Annotated in this window: 2 protein-coding genes; both read left to right on the plus strand. The window is 33.5% G+C overall.

The features are described from left to right. Positions 1-683 (plus strand): hypothetical protein (locus B0A64_RS25350; RefSeq protein ID WP_089482090.1); only part of this gene is annotated, 683 nt, incomplete at its 5' end. Further along, positions 673-1,014: a DUF6984 family protein gene (locus B0A64_RS24675; RefSeq protein ID WP_089482091.1), complete on the plus strand. Its 342-nt coding sequence runs from the start codon at positions 673-675 to the stop codon at positions 1,012-1,014. The genes B0A64_RS25350 and B0A64_RS24675, both read left to right, overlap by 11 nt. Positions 1,015-1,054 lie beyond the last annotated feature (40 nt).

The following is a 1,054-nucleotide window of genomic DNA, read 5'->3' on the forward strand; positions in this document are numbered from 1 at the left end:
TTAATAATCCTGTATATTTTGTCGATCCAGACGGGATGCTTTCGAAATCATTTACGGATGATTTAATGAAAAAATCAAATACGGAAGGAGAAACAAAGTGGACAAATAATGATGACGGCACTTTTTCAGGAAGTAATGGTAAAACTGCTGATACAGGTGAAAGTATAGAGGAAAGTGGTGGAGATAAGGAAGGTCAAGAAGTCCCTGGTAAAGGAACAACTCGTAGTTTACCTAAAAAAGGCGACAAAGTTTTAGTCGATGTAACAGCTAAATCTACTCTAGGCAAAATGTGGTCATTTATTCAAGGAGATAGAGACTGGACAGACTCTACTACAGGTTTAAGATATATTATAGGAGATGATGGTTCAATTTTAAGGCAAAAACCGTTAGGTGGAGCTGGTGGACTTGAATATATTAGCGGAGCTGGAGGATTAAGACTAGCAATTCAATTTGGAGCAACAGAGAATCAAATTTATCACGCTTTTAGACATGTAGAAGAAATGGGACTTGCACGTTCAGCTGTTACGGCGGCAATTAAAGCGCATTTTCCTACTGTTGTAGCGAGATTAGAAGCTGGTAAACCGTTGAACTCAATAATTGAAGTTGCAGGACACAGAATACAATATACTGCATTTAAACTTGCTGACGGAACAATAAATATTGGTAGAATTCATGGAATATAATAAAATGAGGAAACTTTCACAAGATGAAGCAAGGCTTCTAGAATTATTAGTAAAAAAATCATCAGTTGTGATATCTGACAATTTAGAAGAGGATTTAGATGTAGAAACAATGAATGATGATGGAATGGGAAGTTTAAAATTATTTCCTAAAGACATTTCTTCTGAAAATAGAGTGTTTGGAAAACAAATTGCTGAATGTATATTTTTAGATGCAGATGGAATTAATGTTATAGCATCACTTAATGTTGATGATAAAGGAAAACTATTTGAATTAGATATTTGGAAAACAGATTTTAGTCCTTTGATTAAAATACCAGAAATAATTAGTTAGATTTAAAATAAGGTATTATACAGATAATTTACAGCCAAAT

It is taken from the genome of Flavobacterium araucananum (assembly GCF_002222055.1).
Taxonomy (GTDB): Bacteria; Bacteroidota; Bacteroidia; order Flavobacteriales; family Flavobacteriaceae; genus Flavobacterium; species Flavobacterium araucananum.